Genomic DNA, 19,199 nt, shown 5'->3' with positions numbered 1-19,199 from the left:
TAATAGTATGTTAAAAAAACTGTGCTTCCATCTATTTACACTGATGTTCATAATTTTCAATGTCATCTTGTTTTTCTCATCAAAATTATATTCCCAGAATGGCTATACACTCTCTATAGTGGGAGAAACACAAGTAAATACGACTGACTATTATAGTTATGAATTAGAATGGAAATATAATGGTGCAATCGTATCGCCTCCTGCCAATGGAACACACTCATGGACTTTATATGGTGGTAATTCTGTTACTTCGGGTGTTAATTATAATGTTATAAAATGGAACGGCTCAGGTTCTCTCTTATATGAATATAATGCTGGAGGAGTTTATTATTACAGTATAATAGAAATTGGAGTTAATAGCTGTGCAGAAACACCTAATTTAAGTTTTTCAATTGATCAAAATGAATGTGCTCCTAGAAAGTTGTCATACCAAGGAAGTCCGCCAAATGGGGTTAAATGGTATTGGCAAACTTCCTCAAGTGGTACAAATACATCAAATTTTTCGAATAGCATTAATATAACTTCAGAGGGCACTTATTTTGTTAGACCATATAATGTTGGATTATCTTGTTGGGGTATTACCACAAGGTCTTTTACTGTGAATAATGTTTACGCCCCCCCTAGTAATCCTACTGAACCTACAGCCTCTGAAGATGTTTGTGGCTCTAAAGCTTTATTTCATGAAAACCCTCCGGATGGGATTATTTGGTATTGGCAAGGCACAAATCCGAATGGTAAAAGTATGAGCAATAGTGAAGTAGGTTTGGCTCAAGAGTCTGGTACTTATTACCTTAGGGCTTATAATCCAAGCACAGGTTGCTGGAGTATAGGGTCATCCTCCATCGTAGTTGAGATTATTGATGTAGCTGAACCAAATGAACCAATTGTTTCTACCAATACGTGTGGTCCAAAGACTTTGGAAAAAGAAGGAGTACCTCAGAATGGAGAAAAATGGTATTGGCAGGGTAAAAATGCCAATGGTACAGATTACACTTCGAATGATGCTAAAAACGCAAATTATGAAGTTACTGAAACGGGCACATATTATTTAAGATCTCGTTCTCAAGAAGGGTGTTGGGGCAAAGCAACAGGGAAATATGTTGAAGTGTATATTCCTTCGGCTCCAGAAGCTCCGACAGTGATCAGTTTTGACAATGTGACACAATCTAGTTTCACAGCAATATGGAATGAAGTTCTTTATGCAAATTCCTATAATGTACTAATATCTGAAAATGAAGAATTTGCAACAATTCTTGCTTCAAAAGAAGTTTTGAGTACAAATGTAACTTTCACAAATCTTCAGCCTGGAAAAACTTATTATTGTAGGGTTAAAGCTTATAAAGATTGTATTTCATCCAATTCTAATTTAGAATCTTCTATCACTTTAGTTCCTCCAGCTCCATTAGCCCAGAACCCATCTAATATTAACTCTACGTATTTTGAAGTAAATTGGGATGAATCTTTAGGTGCTGAAGAATATTTTTTCGATATAGCAACTGATCCAAATTTCAATAATTTTGTATATCAAAATATTATTACTACTGCTAATGACGGATTCTCTGGTGATCCATTGGGATCTATTACTGTTTATGATAATATTAATCTATATCAAAATTCATATTATTACAGAATAAGAGCAGCAAATAGTAATGGTACTTCCAATAATTCTGAAACAATTAAAGTTTTCCAATTTCCGGTCCCACCTATTGCTAATCAGCCAAACTTTATTGATTATAATTCATTTATTGCAACATGGGCTGATGAGAATAACTTTGAAAATCAAGAATATATTATTCAACTTTCAACTTCAAAGACTTTTAATAATATAATAAGCCAAGTAATAACTGCATCGGATGAATATAACTTCAATAATCTTTCATCAGGTTTCGATTATTATTATAGAGTTGCAACTAAGAATTCAACTTCAATATCAGAATTCTCTAACGTTGTCAAAGTCCTTACCTCTACGAATTATAATTTTATTAAAGAGAAAATTATTAAAAAGTCAGGTATAACTGATGAGTCGGAAATAAATGGTCTTTTAAATCACGAAAACTTAACAAGAACTGAGTATTACGATGGGTTCCATAGACCAATACTGAAAGTTTTTGAACACTTCAATCCAAATTTTTTTGATAGAGTCCAATTAACCAAATATGATGATTTTGGTAGAGTAAGTAAATCATATTTGCCATTTCTATCAAATAACAGCGAAAACATCTTTCACCAGACTGAATCACAACAACTCTCTTTTTATAAGAGTCTTGAAAATAATGTAGCAACCACAGATTATCCATACTCCGAAATATCCTACGAGCCTTCCCCCCTCAACCGGCCTGTTGCGCAGTATGCCCCGGGAGAAGATTGGGCAAAGGAACAGGGAAATGTACCCGTTACCACCGACTATTTAATCAGCACTACTGCAGATAATGTAAAGCGCTTTACCATAGACAATGGTCAGTTAACTAAAAGCACGCCTTATGGCAATGGCGCGTTCGAAAAACTACTGGTCACAGATGAAAATGGAAACCAATCCGCCACCTTTACCGATGCCTTTGGCAAAACATTGCTGAAGCGCAATTACGGAGAAGGCTCTGATCAGTTTGATACCTATTATATCTATGATATTTACGATAACCTTAGGTTTGTCATCCAACCTGAAGCAGCCCGACAAATTACAGGCACTTCAGGAACTGTGGATAGTAATCTTTTGAAACAATTTGCTTTCCAATACCATTATGATGGCCGCAACCGCATGATCTGGAAGAAAGTACCTGGAGCAGAACCTGTAATTATGATCTACGATGATAGAGACAGGCTGGTGCTTACCCAGGATGGAGAGCAGAAGAAAGTTAACAAATTTAGCTTCACCAAATACGATGCGCTGAACCGGCCAATTATGACAGGTGAGAAAGTCATTACTACCCCGGTTGCCACCATCAGGAATAACCTTACAGGAACAGGGTGGACAAGTGATCCTTACGAAACTACAGGAGGTAACCTTTTTAGCTATACCAATAACAGTTATCCGTCCGTAAGTGAAGCAGACATCTACACCGTTACCTATTACGATAACTACGATTTTCGCTCTGCTGCGGAAATGGATGACAGTGATTACGACTATTCCGCCAATGGGGTAGCCAATGAGTTTGCCCAGAATAATTTGGTAAAAGGGCAGGTGACAGGCAGCCTTACCCGAGTGTTAGGTACTGAAGAAATGCTGGGCAGCATCAATTACTATGACGAGCGTTATCGATTAGTTCAGAATATCAGCCAGCAGCCGGGAGCTAAACTCATCAGTACCAATAATGGCTATGATTTTGTGGGCAACCTAATAGCACGTAAAGAAGGGGGGATAAATGAACTTCAACCTGTTATATGGAGTGGAATGGTAGGGGTATTTGCAAATGATGATAATCAATTAGTGAAAAATACTGAAACTAGTTGGGATAATGCTGGGGCCCATTCTCAAGGATATTTAGAACCTAATGAAGATGGTTATGTTAGATTTTTAGAAGATGTTGGGTTTACATCAACAAATCGAAAAATGATAGGACTCTCTACAGATAATACTACTCAAAATTATAAAGATATAACTTACGCCCTACAAATAGCAAGTGATGGAAAAGTAAAGATTTGGCATAACGGATCAAATGTATATATATCGGAAAGTGGTTACACTAGAGGAGATTATTTCGAAATAGGAAGATATAATGGGAAAATATATTTTGAACAAAATGGACGACTCCTATATGAAATAACAGCAGATGCATCTGAGAAACTTCGTGTGGATGCAAGTATATATCATTCACAAGCTTTTATCAGCCAAGTTAAATCTACCTTTTCCGAAAGAGATGATAACAAGAAGTTGATAATTTCTGAAAACTTCACCTACGACCATGCCGACAGGTTAATGGAAATGTACCATGAAGTCTCAAAGCCAGTGAAATGGGAAAGCTTGACAGGCCTTGATACGGACTACAATCAAGACCTCGTACATACAGGAAATGAGGGCTATGAAAATTCAGGAGCTTATAGCCTCCAGAAATTAGAAGTATCAAAAAATGGTTTCTTTAGGGTTACAATTGAGGCAGTCGATCGTTATCTCATTGGCTTAAATGATAATCCAGTGAATACCGGTTATACAGATATGGATTATGCAATTTATGTGGCAGGAAATGGGCAACTTTATATTTATGAGAATGGAGGAAGAAAAACAAATGCTGGTTTGGCATACTACCAAATTGGAGACCATGTAAGTATTGTTAAGATAGGTGATCGAATCCATTATCAGCATAATGGGCAGATATTCTTTACTTCCACAAAAACTGTAGTTACTGATTTATTCCCTGATGTGACCACCTATTACGTGGGCGGTAAGATAAGCAATGCCACCGTGTCTAACACAGGAAGCCAACTTATGGTCTCCAATGAATACAACGAGCTTGGGGAACTCATCACCAAAAACCTGCATGCAACAACTTCCTCCATTGGGGGAACACAAGGGGGCCACAACTTTGCTCAGTCGGTGGACTACCGCTACAACATCAGGGGCTGGCTGGAGCGTATTAACCATGCCGACCTGAGTGCAGATAATGCCAATGAAGCAACCGACCTTTTTGGAATGGAATTGGGCTATACTGATAACTTTGGTATGGCAGCTGCTCCACAATATAATGGTAATATTGCGGCTGTTAAGTGGGGAAGCAAACGGAATGATATGACTGAGACAGAGACTGTACTTCAAAATGCTTATGGCTATGCTTATGATCGGCTTAACAGAATTACGGAAGCCAATTATTTTGAAGGACCTGGCCACACCCCTAGTCAGAAGTACCAGTTACGCATTAATGAGTATGACTATAATGGGAATATCAAACAATTAGAGAGAAGAGATATTACAGGTAACAGAATGGATAATTTGCAGTATCAATATTGGTCATCTAATCAAGTTCAGTGGGTTAAAGATTATAGTACTAACGAGGCAGGCTTCAGGGATGGTAATCCTTCAGGTATAGACTATAGCTATGATGATAATGGTAATATGATCTCCGATAAAAATAAAGAGATCAGCACAATTAGCTACAATTACCTGAACTTACCCGAAGAAGTAACATTTGACAACGGTAACCAAATCCGCTATATTTATGATGCTTCCGGCATTAAGCACCGCCAGGAAGTATATGAAGGCAATGCATTGATAAAAGCTACAGACTATATTGGTTCTTTAATAGTGGAAAATGATGTTTTACAGTTTATCCAGACTGCGGAAGGGCGCATAGTGCCTCAAGAGGTTGATGGAGAAGAAAAAAATGAATACCAGTACCATTTAAAAGACCATTTAGGCAATGTGCGCACTACCTTTGCAGTGAGGGATGATGAATATGCTACCGATTTTGAGACAGCTAGTAATCCTTATTTTGACAATTACGACCAGGTTACAAAGCTCGCCAGTGCCTTAAAAAGGAGCGGAAACACTAGCCACAGGCTGGCAGGTGGCAGCAATGAAACAGTGGGTTTAATGAAGTCCTTGTATGTAAGCAAAGGCGATAAAGTAAAAGCAGAGGTGTACGGCAAGTACATAGCGGCCACAAACCAGGACGATGCCATTAACACAGGTGCTTTAATTACCGCTTTGGTGAACATGCTTTCGGGCGGAGCGGTAACAGGCGAAGGTAATGTGGTGTCGGACAACCTTACTTCCAGCTATACCTCGGCAGCTATAGCAGACAACTCCAATGAGCAAAGCCCGAGGGCTTACCTGAACTACATCATGCTGGACAAACACTTCAACTACTTAAACAGCGGATTCGATAGACTAAGCACCAGCGCAGAAGACCCGGGAGATGGCAGTGGTACCCACCAGAAACTTTCATTCGAAGAAATATTGATTGACCAGGATGGCTATTTAATCGTGTTCCTCAGCAATGAAAGCCAGCAGACAGTGGAAGTGTTCTGGGATGACTTTAGGGTAGACCATCATCATAATGCGGTGTTGCAGGCAGATGACTATTATCCTTTTGGGCTGACTTTTAACTCCTATCAGAGAAGCTATTCAAAGGCAAACAATTTTAAGTACAATGGGATAGAAAATATTCCAGATTTTGATTTGAATATTAACATGTATACTTTCAGAACTTATGATCCAGCTTTAGGAAGGTGGTGGCAAATAGACCCATTATATAAACACTTTGAATCTCCGTATGCTACAGTCACAAACAATCCTATTAGATATATGGATTTATTAGGGCTTGATACATTGAGAACTACTGATGCAGGTTTTGATTGGAAAAATGTCAAAAATGATGATGTGGTTATTGATCAACATGTTATGGCAGAAGTGCAAGTAAATGGTACAAATCAAAGGAGTTCTTCTTGGTTAACTTCTTTCTTTCCATACCAAACAGTTGTTCATCGCGATCCAAATAGCAGCTATGGTCCTGATCCTGATGTGAAAAGCTTTGATCCAAACAAAACAACAATTTCTATTGATTTGTCAGCATTAGATTTTATACTGTTCTTGTTAAATAAATCAAATCCCTTTAAAATATCTAATTCAAAAAGAAAAAAGGATGCTACTGATAGCAGAAGTACAGGAAAGACTTCAAACGATATAAAGCCTAAAGATCCGTCTATTAAAGGAATTAAAGCTTTACAGGAAGCTATGTCCGAAAGTAATGAATCTCAGAAAGGAGCAAGTCCTTATGACACTGTAAGTGCAAAGACTAGACTTGGTAACACATGGGATAACAATCTTAAAAGAGTTGATTCAGTTAAATTAAATGGTGAATTTATTAAATTAATTCAAACCCCAATAAATGTATACGGGCAAATTATTGGTAGCCCCAGTGATTTAAAATAAGCAAAGTAATTATGAAATTAATTAAATGTTTAATTGCAATCCTATTTTTCGCTGCTTGCAATGACAAAAAAGAAAAAGTACAGGAAATGAGTGATTATATTGATGTTCTAATTGATTATAAAGAGGACACTATTGAAAGTGGAGATTCAGTATATGCTAAAATTTATTTGAACAATGACCAATTATATGAGATAGCACTAAAGAATAACATTCATAATTACCTTAGCATGTCCTTCTGGGATGGAAATGATAATACTGACTTAAAATATTTGGAGCTAAAGTCTGATACTGGTTACATTAAATTTTTACCAGAATTTCCTAAAGATAGCTCCGGATATCATTATTGGCAATTTGGAATTTTTATAAAATTTACTCCTTCGGAAGCAGATTATGATACTGCGTTTGTGACTAAAAGCCGCATTTTTATTAAATAAAAGTTCTAGAAATAAGTAAAATTATTGAAGACATACATGTGCTCTAAAGAAATGCATAATCTTTTAATGGTATTGAAAGTTTAGGTATTTTGTTTGAAAGGCTTAGTCAGCGCACACATTAGTTATTGTTTTACTGGAAATGATTAAATCTCGATAAAAATAAATTATTTTAAGAGTCTCTGAGAATTTATAAAAAAAGAATTTATGAGAAAATATATTTATAAAGTGTCTTTAAATCTGATTGCAGTATTTATAATTCTGATTATACCTTACGTGTCCGATGCTCAAATAACAGAATCTAATAAGCAGATTATACCGGCATCTCCAAACGCAGCCAGTTTGGGAAACTATGCTAATTATCCCGTGAATGAATATACGGGAGTACCGCAAATTTCAATTCCCATATATACAATACAATCGGGTGATATAACTTTACCAATTTCCGTAAGTTATCATGCGTCAGGTGTTAGGGTTAGTCAAGAGGCTAGTTCAGTAGGTTTAGGGTGGGCTTTAAATGCAGGTGGTGTTATTACCAGACAAGTTCGGGGATTGGATGATTTCAAGAGTTCTAATGGTTATATTTTTGGAGACTTTATTAATGGCCCTTTTACAAATTTTACATTTACAAATGCGAATACTCCTGAAGATCAAATTCTTGATAGAATAGCAAATGGCTCTCTGGATGGTTCTCCTGATCTGTATAATTTTAACTTTTTCAATCATTCAGGTAAAATGGTGGTTCCTAAACAAAATGAGTCTGTAATAACGGCTCTTTCTATAAATCAAAATAACTTAAAAATAGAATATGATTTGAATCAGAAGAGTTGGATGATAGTAGATGGTAATGGCTGGAGGTACACCTTTTCTGCGAAAGAATATAGTAGAAGCTTTTTCAAAAATCAGAAAGATAATACAGGCGGTAATTGGTCCGAATCTAATATTACTGCATGGTACTTGACAAAGGTAGAAAATTTGAATGGAGATTTTATTGAACTGGAATATATATCATCTGGTAAATGGATTGAAAGCCAAGAATATTATAATGAAGAAATTACTGGTCTAAATACAGTTGATAAAGGGATTGCACATTCAGAAATAACTAATCCAGGCAGTACAAATGTAATTATTTCAAAATCCCAACACGATGAATTGTATCTGAAAAAGATATTGTTTAACGAGGGATATATGGATTTTGACTATATCGATAGGAGAGATAGAGTGTCTGTTTTAAATAGTACTAAAGCAAAAGGGCTTAAAAAAATACATGTGTATTCTTCGCAAAATAATAATATTGTTAATTACGATTTTAAGACAAGCTATTTTAATAATAATATGTTAAATTCTATTTATGAGGAGGCATACTTAAGATTAAGGCTAGATGAAATCACTGAGTATTACTATAATGACAATGATCAAGAAATTAAAAAACCACCATACAAATTTAATTACAATTCCAGGGACCTTCCATCAAAAATTAGTGAGTCAATAGATCATTATGGCTATTATAATGGGGCATCTGTTTATGATTTAAAGAATTATAAATTTGAGAGAATAATGGATGGTTCCCAAATTGAAGTTCATGATTTGCCAGAGTCATTTGGAAATACTAGACAACCATTTTTCTCACAAGTTGGCAAAATCGATGATACAGACTACTTTATACTCAAAAATGGTATGGATAGAGAGCCGAATGAACAAATGATGAAGGCAGCAGTTTTAGAAGAAATAATTAATCCTTTGTTAGGTAGAACTAAATTTATATATGAACCTAATCAATATTATGATCCAAATGCGTATGATATTATTGAAGAAGAGTTGATAGTTACAGATGTAGGGAATAATCAAGTTGAAATTGATTTAGAAGAACCCACATTAATATTTTTAGAGTTTGATTTGACTAATCATAATTTTAATGGTGACCCCTATAATGTCTCGGTAATGAACAATATGAGAGCAACAATTGAAAATTCTGAAGGTAATGAAATTATAAGGTTCATCCCCACTAGTGATCAAGAGCCAGGTTCTGAAGGTAATAATGTGCCTTATATGAATTCAGATATATGCGTGTTTCTTGATGCTGGGATTTATGAAATGAAAGTTGATGACGGAGGATATGAATATTTAGAAATGCTATTGAAAGCCAAGATTTTAAAACAGATACCTAATAATTTTAAATTGGGTGCGGGTTTAAGAGTTAAAGCTGTAGAAGAATACGATAAAGGGCATTTAATCAAAAAAGAAAAATATGAGTATTCTGAAAATGCTGAGAGTAGATCTTCAGGTAGGCTTCTTTCTAAACTTGGTTATACATATCGCCTTGAGAATTTACTTTGCGCACCTTATGCCGGTGGTAATAGTATTATTCATGTTAATAACTATCCTTTTGACTTACTTGAATCATTTTATCTTTCAACTTTTACCGTGGATAGGCAGCTTAATTTTTATTCTTATTCAAGTTCAATTAGGCCAATTTCAACATCTGCCCAGGGTAATTCCATAGGATATAACCGCGTAAAAAAAACTGAAGTAAAAATAGATGAACTTTCAGAAGACAATTTGGATAAGAATGGCTATTCAATAATTTATTTCAAGAATTTTCCAGACGAAGAGAGAAGTTTATTTCCAGGTATGGTAATTGAGCCAAATTTGGACAATGGAAAGATTGAAATGATTCAGACATATAATTCAGAAAATATAAAAATTAAAGAGAAGAAATTTAATTATGGAGATGAGAATGTTGTAAAAGTTAGTGGTATAATTCCTTTTAAAAGCAATGTTGTAAATCCTTGCGAAAATCTCGGAGTAGAAGTTAGTTATAGGTTAGGTTTTTGGTTTGATGTTGAATCAAAATGGTCATATAACACTGGTTGGACCGAAGACAAATTTGATGAAAACGGAATAATAAAAAGAAGTACATATAAGATATATGAATATGATAATGAAAGCCATAAAAATTTAACTGCAGAAATATTCGGATTTGAGAATACATCTCAAAAGATTACTTATGAGTACCCTGGTGATTACCCTACTCAAACTGATATGACAACTGAGGATTTTGATAAGATGGTTAATGAACTTCATGTATTGGATCCAGTCATTAAAACAACTATTAATGAAGATGATAATTTACAAAATATACTTGTTAATAATTATGAAGTTAATGGTGATCCTCGACTAATTTCATCAAAGTCATACAATGTAGTTGATGGTTCTTTTGATCAAAATACCTCAATAACGTATTCCACTAATGGAAAAGTAAAAGAAGTAGTTAATAAAGATGGAGTAAAACATTCTTATATATGGGGATATAATAATAGTTACCCAATAGTAGAGGGAATTGGAATTGATATTTCTAGTTTGACTGATATTATAACTAATGCTTCAGGAAGTACAGATTTAGAAAACTTTTGGGCTGATTTAGGTGATTTTGAATTAGGAGGTGATAAACGTGAAACGTTTTACGATAATATAAGAATGCAACTTGGTAACGAAGTTGGCGACATCAAAATATACACGTACGATCCTTTGATCGGAATGACTTCTCAAGCTGATATGAATGACCAAATTGTTTTTTATGAATATGATGATTACAATCGTTTAAGTCTCATTAGAAATACAGATGGTGAAATAATCAAAAAAATTAGCTATAGCTATAGATAGTCTTAAACATCTTGTTTTAGTATATGGCAATCTATTTCCTATATTATATAACACACATGTAGCGTGTTGGGGTAAACTTTTACCACTTTGAAGACAGTCTTTTTAATAAAACAAACCGTATTTTAGGAGCACAGTTGTAGAAAGTGACTGCCTTTACCAAAGCCCTAACTTCAGCATGAGGGTTTCAGCATATGATTTTAATGGGGAGATATTAGCGTTTTATTACAGAAGCTTATTTAAAGAACGACATAGAAGGACTCAAAGTGGCAGTAGATAAGTTCCACTCGCTGGGATAAACTAATTTTGCTAGGTTTACGTTTTGTTAATATATTTGTACCAAATCGGTACACAAAATAATAATTTTATGTTAGTGATAAGCAGTAGAGAATTTAGACAGAACCAGAAGAAGTACTTTGAGAGGGTAGATCAAGGGGAACATGTTATTGTTCAGAGGGGAAATGATAAGGCATATGCATTAACTCCTATAACTGAAGATGATATGTATTTTAATGCTGAAATGGTCAATAAAATTAAACAAAGTATTTTAGAGGTTCAAAAAGGAGAGGTTAGCAACGTATCCACTTCTAAAGAAATTAGTGATTTATTGGGGCTGTGAGTTATACTTTAGCTTTTTCTAAAACAGCTTTAGAAGATATTGAAAAACACAAAAAATCAGGAGACAAGGCAACCCTCAAAAAGATAGAGAAGTTGCTCAATGAATTATTAGAACATCCCACCAGTGGAACGGGTCAACCTGAAATGTTAAAGCATGATTTGGCTGGCTTATACTCTCGAAGAATTAATAGAAAGCACAGATTAGTTTATTCCATCGAAGAAGAAATCGTTACAGTCCATGTGTTGAGTGCTTGGTCTCATTACGGAGATAAGTAATGCCATTCCAAAGATTTAACGCTTGCAGACGTTAGGCTTAAAACCGCTTCACCCCGATAAAAAGACTGACCTCTTCTATTTACCCTCCCTAGCGCGCGTTATTTCGATATTAGCGTTTTAATACAGAAGCCTATTTACAGAACGACATGGAAGGCCTGAAAGTGGCAGTAGACAAGTTCCATTCCTTGGGGTGAGGGGGCAAGTTACAGGGATGGAAAAAATGATAAAATAATAAAATAATAAAATAATAAAATAATAGTATCATATAAGCCATGTATTGTATCATACAAATCAAATAAATCGTTAATTTGTAATCAACAATGAAATAGGATGATGGGAATACAAAAAACCAAATTAAGCGTAATTCAAAAGATAATGAGTGTATCAAAGGCCTCTTTATTAGATAAAATCGATAAGCTTCTAGAGGAAGAAATGATAGTAGGCTATACAGTTGATGGGGAACCCTTGACAAAAAAGGCATATGATATGCGTTTGCAGAAAGCAGAAGAGCAATTAAGTTCAGGTGAATATGTAAGCCAGGAAGATCTGGAAAAAGAATCAGTAATGGAGAAATTTAGAATCATCTGGTCGAAACAAGCCAGGGAAGCCTGAAAGGGTATTTATGATTATTATAAAGAAAAATCGCTTCAGGGTGCCAGGCATGTAAAAGCAGATTTATTGAACAGACCAAGACCATTTATTTTTCCAAACAATACCAGGTAGATGATATCAATTCAAAATATCGGAGAATAGTTGTGAGGAACTACAAAGTTTTGTACAAAGAAGAGAAAGGCACCATCCAGGTAGTAGATATTGTAAGTACCGTCCAATCCCCGGAAATACTGGAGAACAAATAATCCCGCTAGCGCACGCTTTTCGTGTATCTCGCTGCTTGTCAACCTACGCAGCTATGGCTTTGAATACGATAAATTAATCCGTATTTTAGGAGCACAGTCGTACGAGAAAGTGACTGCCTTTAACCAAAGCCCTAACTTCAGCATGAGTGTTAGTTTACTATTTTATTGTAAACTAGCTTATTTTCAACACGGAAGATTACTTGCAGCAAAATAAATGAAAGTAGCAGTAGTTAAATTTTCCATATTCTGGGATAAAAAAAGAAACTAATTAGTTACCTTTGTTGTTCAAAGTATGAGGAAATTAGAACCATTTAGAGATTATTTTTGGGAGTTTTATAATAATCAGTCCAAATCGGTAAAGACAAAAATAGATTATGTTTTACATATCGTCATGACTGTGGAGATTATCCCTCAAAAATTCTTTAAACATATTGAAGATGGAATTTACGAAATAAGAATAAAGTCGGGAAGTGATATTTACAGGCTCTTCAGCTTTTTTGATGAAGGGAAATTGGTGATATTATTACATGGCTTTACCAAGAAGTCACAGAAACTGCCAAGAAAAGAGATAGTTAGGGCAATAAGATTAAGAAGAGAATATTATGAAAACAAATAATCCAAAAACCATTAATGAGCACTTTGATTTAAAATATGGTAAAGTAGGAACAGCTACCCGAACTGATTTTGAACAAAATGCAGAAATTTATCTTATTGCAGAATTAGTTAGAGAGAAACGAAAGGAAGCCAAAATGACCCAGCAACAGTTGGCCGACAAATTAAATGTAAAAAGAACATATATTTCAAAAATTGAAAGAGCAGTTGGGGATATTAGAATCTCAACATTAAGGAGAATAGTAGAAGAAGGATTAGGAGGAACATTGCAAATAAATGTAAAACTCTAATCAATTTATTATAGTCTCGATCCCCATCTCTAAAGATTTACCGCACGGAAGCGGTATGCATTCGCCTTTACTATTCTTTAAACCTTCACCTAAACTCCACAATCACAGGAAAGTGATCCGACAAATATGTCTGGTCAATCACAGAACTATTCACCTTATACACTTTAGGAGTTAAGTTCTTGTAGAAAATATAGTCAATCCTTGTGGTGTGTTTCTTACCCACTTCAAAACCATTAAAGGTGCCTTCAGAGCCAAAGGTGACTTCGCTGTTTAGGTAGCTATCTTTTAAACCGGCTGCAGGGATTAATTGAATAGCTTCTTCTGTAGGCTCCAAATTAAAATCTCCCAGTAGAATCAACTGATCATTTGGGTAGTTGCCCAGTAAGCGTTCAGAAAGCAGCTTCGAACTGTTCTCTCTGGCTTTTTTACCTACGTGATCATAGTGAGCATTCAGCACATGAATTTTCTCATTCGTTTTAATATTCTTCAACACCACAAAAGTCACTATGCGAGGTAAAGCAGCATCCCAACCCACGGAAGGTTTTTCAGGAGTGGTGGAAAGCCAGAAGTTGCCGCTATCCAGCAATTCAAACTTTTCTGAGTTGAAATAAATAGGCACATATTCCCCTTTTTGTTTGCCATCCTCTCTGCCAACGCCCACCTGCGTATAGTTGGGCAGGTTTTCATTCAGGTAGCTAATTTGCGAATATAAAACCTCCTGCATGCCAATAATATCAATGGCTTCCGCTTTAATAAAATTTACCACATGCTCTTTCCTGTTCTCCCACTGATGGATACCATCACCCGGGTTGGCATACCTGATATTAAAAGTACATACCTTTAAATCGCTTTGAGCGATAGATTGAAAGCTGATGATGCTGAAAAGAAAAGCAATGAATATTTTATACATGTTGAATAAGTTTGAGCAAAGAACGAATAGAGTCTTTACAGATTTTAATGCCAGAGCTGCAAATATCTCAAATTTATTGTAAACAGAGGACTTTCTACTTTAAGCTTTTGTGATGCTTTTGTCATTTTTTGTTATCACTTCCTTTTAGTTTTGTATTATTGCTATTTATAAAGCTTCTGAAAGATACTCTAATGTCAGAAGACAAAAGAAAGAAGAATGAGATAAGCCTTTAATTTCAGGAGTTTTAGAAGGTGTTTTTAGCAAATTGACATGGAATGTGTTAAGATGCATATCGAATAAATACTTAATAGTTAATGCAAAATATTATCACTTTTCTGGAAGAAAGATTAAAAAAGCCGCTTCCCGGTCAGGTATCACATCAGAAAATGATGGCCAAACAATTAGGTCCTCAATTCAGGATGAAATACAATGAACCGCCCAGAAATGGTGCAGTAATGATTATGTTGTATCCCGGTGAGGAGGGTAAAATTTATTTTCCTTTAACACAGCGGCACGATTATAAAGGTGTACATGGCGGACAGGTAAGCCTTCCCGGAGGTAAGAAAGATGAAGAAGATACTTCTTTAATAGAAACAGCTATCAGGGAAACCCAAGAGGAAATTGGTGTAACATTAAAAGACAGCCAGGTAATTGGTTCCTTGACTGATCTTAATATCACTGCCAGCAATTTTGTAGTAAAGCCTGTTATTAGTTTCCTGGAGAAAAAGCCGGTGTTTGTGCGAGATCCTTATGAAGTAGCACATATATTCTCTACCGATATAAACCACATTATGCATTCTGACACCCTTAAAGTAACAGAACTTACCGTTGGCGAAGGCATTAACTTAAAAGCGCCTTATTTCGATATCGAAAACAAAGTGGTATGGGGTGCAACCGCAATGATTTTAAGCGAATTTATAACCATATTAAAAGAATTTAAGGAATGAAGCATACCCCTTTAATTACCAATGATGCCGTAGTGCTGGGTTTATTAATGATGATTTTAGCCTTTGTGTTTATTACTGCTTCAAGTAAAAAACCGGGCTGGCAAAAATTCTATCGCTTCATTCCTTCAGTGCTACTATGTTATTTTCTTCCCTCCATTCTGAATACTTTCGGTATCATTTCAGGAGATGAATCTAACCTGTATTTTATGGCCTCCCGCTATTTGCTTCCTGCTGCGTTGGTGTTGCTCACTTTAAGTATCGATTTAAAAGGAATTGCCCGACTCGGAACTAAAGCAGTGGTGATGTTTTTAACGGGTACCGCAGGAATTGTAATAGGAGGGCCGCTTTCTATTCTGATTGTGTCGGCATTTGCACCAGAAGTGGTGGGCGGAGTAGGCCCGGATGCTGTATGGAGAGGGATGGCCACCATTGCAGGCAGCTGGATTGGTGGAGGTGCCAACCAGGCAGCCATGTTTGAAACATTTGGTGCCAGCGAAGATCTTTTCGCTACTATGATTACCGTAGATGTGATTGTAGCCAATATCTGGATGGCATTTTTGCTGTATGGCGTGGGCATTTCCAAAAAGTTGGATAGCAAGTTAAAAGCGGATGCTTCCTCCATTGAAGAAGTTAAAGACAGGATTACAAAATACCAGGCTTCCATCATGAAAATTCCTACTTTGCCGGAAGTGATGACGGTATTAGCGATCGGCTTTGGTGCTACTGGAATTGCGCATTTCGGAGCTGATTTAATAGCTCCATGGATAGCAGAGGTTGCACCTCAACTCGATAAATTCAGTTTAACTTCCTCCTTCTTCTGGCTGGTAGTGATAGCTACCACCATAGGTTTGGGCTTGTCATTTACCAAGGCCCGAAAGCTGGAAGGTGTTGGCGCTTCACGTTTGGGAAGTGTGATGATATATGTATTGGTAGCCACCATCGGTATGATGATGGATGTAACAGCCATCTTTGATAATCCCGGTTTTTTTGTAGTAGGTCTGGTTTGGATGAGCGTCCATATCATTTTGTTGCTGATAGTGGCAAAAATCATCCGTGCCCCTTACTTTTTTGTAGCAGTGGGCAGTCAGGCCAATGTGGGCGGAGCGGCATCTGCACCTATCGTAGCCGGAGCATTTCATCCTAGTCTCGCTCCTGTGGGAGTGTTGCTTGCTGTTTTAGGCTATGCTTTAGGAACTTATGCGGCATACATCTGCGGATTATTAATGCAAATCGCTGCCGGAGGTTGAGGTTGAGTTTTGATGACTCCAGCCAAAGGCTAGTCAGCCTCTGGCTGACATCTTTTTGTCTTGATTTTCCTCAAAGGGATGCCTTTGGCATTGCACCTTTTGTATCAAGTCATCGCAGTCCTTTGAACTGAACCTCAATTGAGATAACAAAACTTTTCTTACGATAGAAAATAGTGTTGATGCTTTTAGTTCTGCTGATCTTAAGCCGTGTGGCTGTCCCCTGGAGGGGACTACAAGGGTGTTTTTCGAGATAGAATAGTTTTCCATTGAAGGAAATCAAGTCTTGTTATATAGTAGACAAAGGATTAGGAATAAAATTTGGTTTAAAAACTCTTGATATAAAAAACACACCTCTATCCTCAGTGAAATTGCCATTTTTGAGGTTTTATACTTGAATTTGAATTTTCTATTTCAATCCTGCCTGCTTTAAAATAGCATTTAAGGTTCCTATTGGTAAATCTTTATTATGAAATGGAACGATAGCTCTTTTCAATTGGGATTACCAGGGATTAATATCAGTCAAATTCAAAGTTATAGAGCGAAGTAAAATTTTGATCGAAGGGCGCGGGGAGGAGGGCAAAAATGCGGGCCAGACGGAGGGTGCGGGTGGTCCGCCAGCTGGCGGATTTTCTTGAATTTTCTCATAGGGATGCCTACGGCTTTGTTTCTTTTTGTTCAAGCAAAAAGAAAGGGAAGAAAAGGTAACTAAAAAAGACTGCCTCCAAAGTAGTTAAAAGTCAATATATACAATGTTTTAAGTCTTTTCATAAAATATTCCCTTCCAAATTTGGATAAGTCAAATTCAAGTTTCTATATTTGAAAAATCATATCGGAAGTATCCGATTTATACAGAAGAGGTAAGAGATCAGGCTCGATGATCCTCTGGCAACCGCCAAAAATGCTTACAGCATACGGAAAGGTGCCAATTCCTGCCCAACGAAGGGACATATAAACGGTAAAGCAATGAAAAAACAATTCAATTACACCCGAGAAGTACAACAATCAGAAAATTCCTTTCTTTTTGTATCAATTCCATTAAATCAATCTCAATACAATGCCAACACACTTTGTTGTTGCATTTGCTGTTGTTGATTTTCACCAAATCATTCACTGTTATATCATAGCGGCTATTCCTTAGCATGCCAATGACAAAAGCAATTTCATTTGCTTAACAGGGAATCTCTCAACAAATCAATTTAATATTTCCTGAAATCTTTTGAAAAAGGAGATTTCACCAACAGAGAAAGAATATCTAAACAATATGTCGCAACATTTCGAAACACAAGCCATTAGAACACAAGCTGCTAAAAGCGGTAACAGAGAGCATTCCGTTCCTCTTTACCTTACTTCCTCTTTCACTTTTGAAAATGCAGAACAAGCGAAAGCTTTATTCAACGATGAGGAAGAAGGTAATATTTACTCTCGCTTTTCTAATCCCAACAGTACAGAGCTAATTGATAAAATTGCAGTACTTGAAGGTGTGGAAGATGGCATTGCAACAGCAACAGGAATGGCAGCAATGTTTGGTAGCATGGCCGCACTTTTACAACAAGGTGATCATATTCTGGCAGCCCGCTCTTTATTTGGTTCCACACACCAGTTGCTGACTCAAATTTTTCCGAGATGGGGCATCACACATACGTATGCTGATATTAACAGAACCCATGAATGGGAAAGCCTGATTAAGCCGGAAACGAAAATGATTTTTGTGGAAACTCCCTCAAATCCTGGCTTGGAAATTATTGATTTGGAATGGCTGGGACAATTGGCAAAAGCTCATAACCTCATTTTAGTAGTGGACAATTGCTTTGCTACTCCTTATTTGCAACAACCGGCCAAATGGGGAGCCCATATCGTAACTCATAGTGCTACCAAATTTATTGATGGACAAGGAAGGGTGCTGGGCGGATTGATCATGGGTACAAAAGAGCTGATTAAAGATGTTCGCTTTTTTAGCCGACATACAGGTCCTGCTATTTCGCCTTTTAATGCATGGATCTTATCTAAAAGTTTAGAAACACTGGCTCTTCGGATGGATAAGCACTGCGAAAATGCTTTGAAAATTGCTGAGTATCTGGAAGATCATGCAGAATTGGAAAGTGTAAAATATCCTTTCCTGAAATCTCATCCGCAGCATGACCTGGCTAAAAAGCAAATGAAATTGGGAGGAGGGATTCTCACTTTTACGGTAAAAGGGGGAGCAGAGAGGTCAAGCAAATTTATCAATCAGCTCAATACTTTGTCTGTAACTTCTAACCTGGGAGACACACGCTCAATAGTAACCCACCCGGCTACTACTACACACAGCAAGCTGAGTGCTGAGGAAAGAAAAAGGGTAGGTATTGATGATGGATTAATCAGGCTTTCAGTCGGATTGGAGAACGTAAATGATATTATTGAAGATTTAGAACAAGCTTTAAAAACCTCGAAATAAATGAGAATTCATATAGAAAATATGTGCTATTGTATGATTTGTTGTAAGGCCCCAC

The 19,199-nt window shown here is 36.4% G+C and carries 13 protein-coding genes and 1 riboswitch; of the genes, 11 read left to right on the top strand and 2 right to left on the bottom strand.

Annotation, left to right across the window (positions count from 1 at the left end):
• Positions 1 to 118 precede the first annotated feature (118 nt).
• From IEV85_RS14220 to IEV85_RS14185, 8 genes are all read left to right on the top strand, one after another.
• Positions 119 to 6,862 (top strand): DUF6443 domain-containing protein, encoded by a 6,744-nt coding sequence (locus tag IEV85_RS14220; protein WP_188464526.1) that lies wholly within the window; start codon positions 119 to 121, stop codon positions 6,860 to 6,862.
• Positions 6,863 to 6,873: 11 nt separating this feature from the next.
• A complete protein-coding gene (locus tag IEV85_RS14215; protein ID WP_188464524.1) occupies positions 6,874 to 7,296 on the top strand; it encodes a hypothetical protein in 423 nt (140 codons plus the stop codon).
• A gap of 204 nt (positions 7,297 to 7,500) precedes the next feature.
• On the top strand, positions 7,501 to 10,956 hold the full coding sequence (locus IEV85_RS14210) for a hypothetical protein (protein ID WP_188464522.1): 3,456 nt from the start codon (positions 7,501 to 7,503) through the stop codon (positions 10,954 to 10,956).
• A gap of 364 nt (positions 10,957 to 11,320) precedes the next feature.
• Positions 11,321 to 11,572 carry a type II toxin-antitoxin system Phd/YefM family antitoxin gene (locus tag IEV85_RS14205; RefSeq protein WP_188464520.1) on the top strand — a complete coding sequence of 84 codons (252 nt, stop codon included), beginning with the start codon at positions 11,321 to 11,323 and terminating at the stop codon, positions 11,570 to 11,572.
• Positions 11,569 to 11,847: a Txe/YoeB family addiction module toxin gene (locus IEV85_RS14200; protein ID WP_188464517.1), complete on the top strand. Its 279-nt coding sequence runs from the start codon at positions 11,569 to 11,571 to the stop codon at positions 11,845 to 11,847. The genes IEV85_RS14205 and IEV85_RS14200 overlap by 4 nt, the downstream gene beginning before the upstream one ends.
• Positions 11,848 to 12,222: 375 nt before the next feature.
• Entirely contained in the window at positions 12,223 to 12,459 is a 237-nt protein-coding gene (locus tag IEV85_RS14195; RefSeq protein WP_229712593.1) for a hypothetical protein, read from the top strand.
• A gap of 537 nt (positions 12,460 to 12,996) precedes the next feature.
• Positions 12,997 to 13,320, top strand: a complete 324-nt coding sequence (locus IEV85_RS14190) for a type II toxin-antitoxin system RelE/ParE family toxin (RefSeq protein ID WP_188464515.1) — start codon at positions 12,997 to 12,999, stop codon at positions 13,318 to 13,320.
• Positions 13,307 to 13,606, top strand: a complete 300-nt coding sequence (locus tag IEV85_RS14185; protein ID WP_188464513.1) for a helix-turn-helix domain-containing protein — start codon at positions 13,307 to 13,309, stop codon at positions 13,604 to 13,606. Before IEV85_RS14190 ends, IEV85_RS14185 begins: the two co-directional genes overlap by 14 nt.
• 85 nt (positions 13,607 to 13,691) lie before the next feature.
• On the opposite strand, the gene IEV85_RS14180 is transcribed toward IEV85_RS14185, so the two are convergent.
• Positions 13,692 to 14,516: an endonuclease/exonuclease/phosphatase family protein gene (locus tag IEV85_RS14180; protein WP_188464511.1), complete on the bottom strand. Its 825-nt coding sequence runs from the start codon at positions 14,514 to 14,516 to the stop codon at positions 13,692 to 13,694.
• A 314-nt stretch (positions 14,517 to 14,830) separates the two neighbouring features.
• On the opposite strand from IEV85_RS14180, the gene IEV85_RS14175 reads away from it, so the two are divergent.
• A complete protein-coding gene (locus tag IEV85_RS14175) occupies positions 14,831 to 15,463 on the top strand; it encodes an NUDIX hydrolase (RefSeq protein ID WP_188464509.1) in 633 nt (210 codons plus the stop codon).
• Positions 15,460 to 16,710, top strand: a complete 1,251-nt coding sequence (locus IEV85_RS14170) for a DUF819 family protein (protein WP_188464507.1) — start codon at positions 15,460 to 15,462, stop codon at positions 16,708 to 16,710. Before IEV85_RS14175 ends, IEV85_RS14170 begins: the two co-directional genes overlap by 4 nt.
• 406 nt (positions 16,711 to 17,116) lie before the next feature.
• Here IEV85_RS14170 and IEV85_RS25220 read toward each other — a convergent pair whose 3' ends face one another.
• Complete coding sequence (locus IEV85_RS25220) at positions 17,117 to 17,203, bottom strand: type II toxin-antitoxin system HicA family toxin (RefSeq protein ID WP_188464868.1); 87 nt, start codon at positions 17,201 to 17,203, stop codon at positions 17,117 to 17,119.
• A 348-nt stretch (positions 17,204 to 17,551) separates the two neighbouring features.
• Positions 17,552 to 17,665, top strand: a riboswitch (SAM riboswitch).
• 306 nt (positions 17,666 to 17,971) lie between these two features.
• Between IEV85_RS25220 and IEV85_RS14160 the strand changes: the two genes are divergently transcribed.
• Positions 17,972 to 19,144, top strand: a complete 1,173-nt coding sequence (locus tag IEV85_RS14160; RefSeq protein ID WP_188464505.1) for an O-succinylhomoserine sulfhydrylase — start codon at positions 17,972 to 17,974, stop codon at positions 19,142 to 19,144.
• Positions 19,145 to 19,199: the final 55 nt, after the last annotated feature.

This window comes from Marivirga lumbricoides (assembly GCF_014636295.1).
GTDB classification, from domain to species: Bacteria; Bacteroidota; Bacteroidia; order Cytophagales; family Cyclobacteriaceae; genus Marivirga; species Marivirga lumbricoides.
Note: the sequence above shows the minus strand (reverse complement) of the source record. Positions and strands in the feature narration are given on the sequence as shown.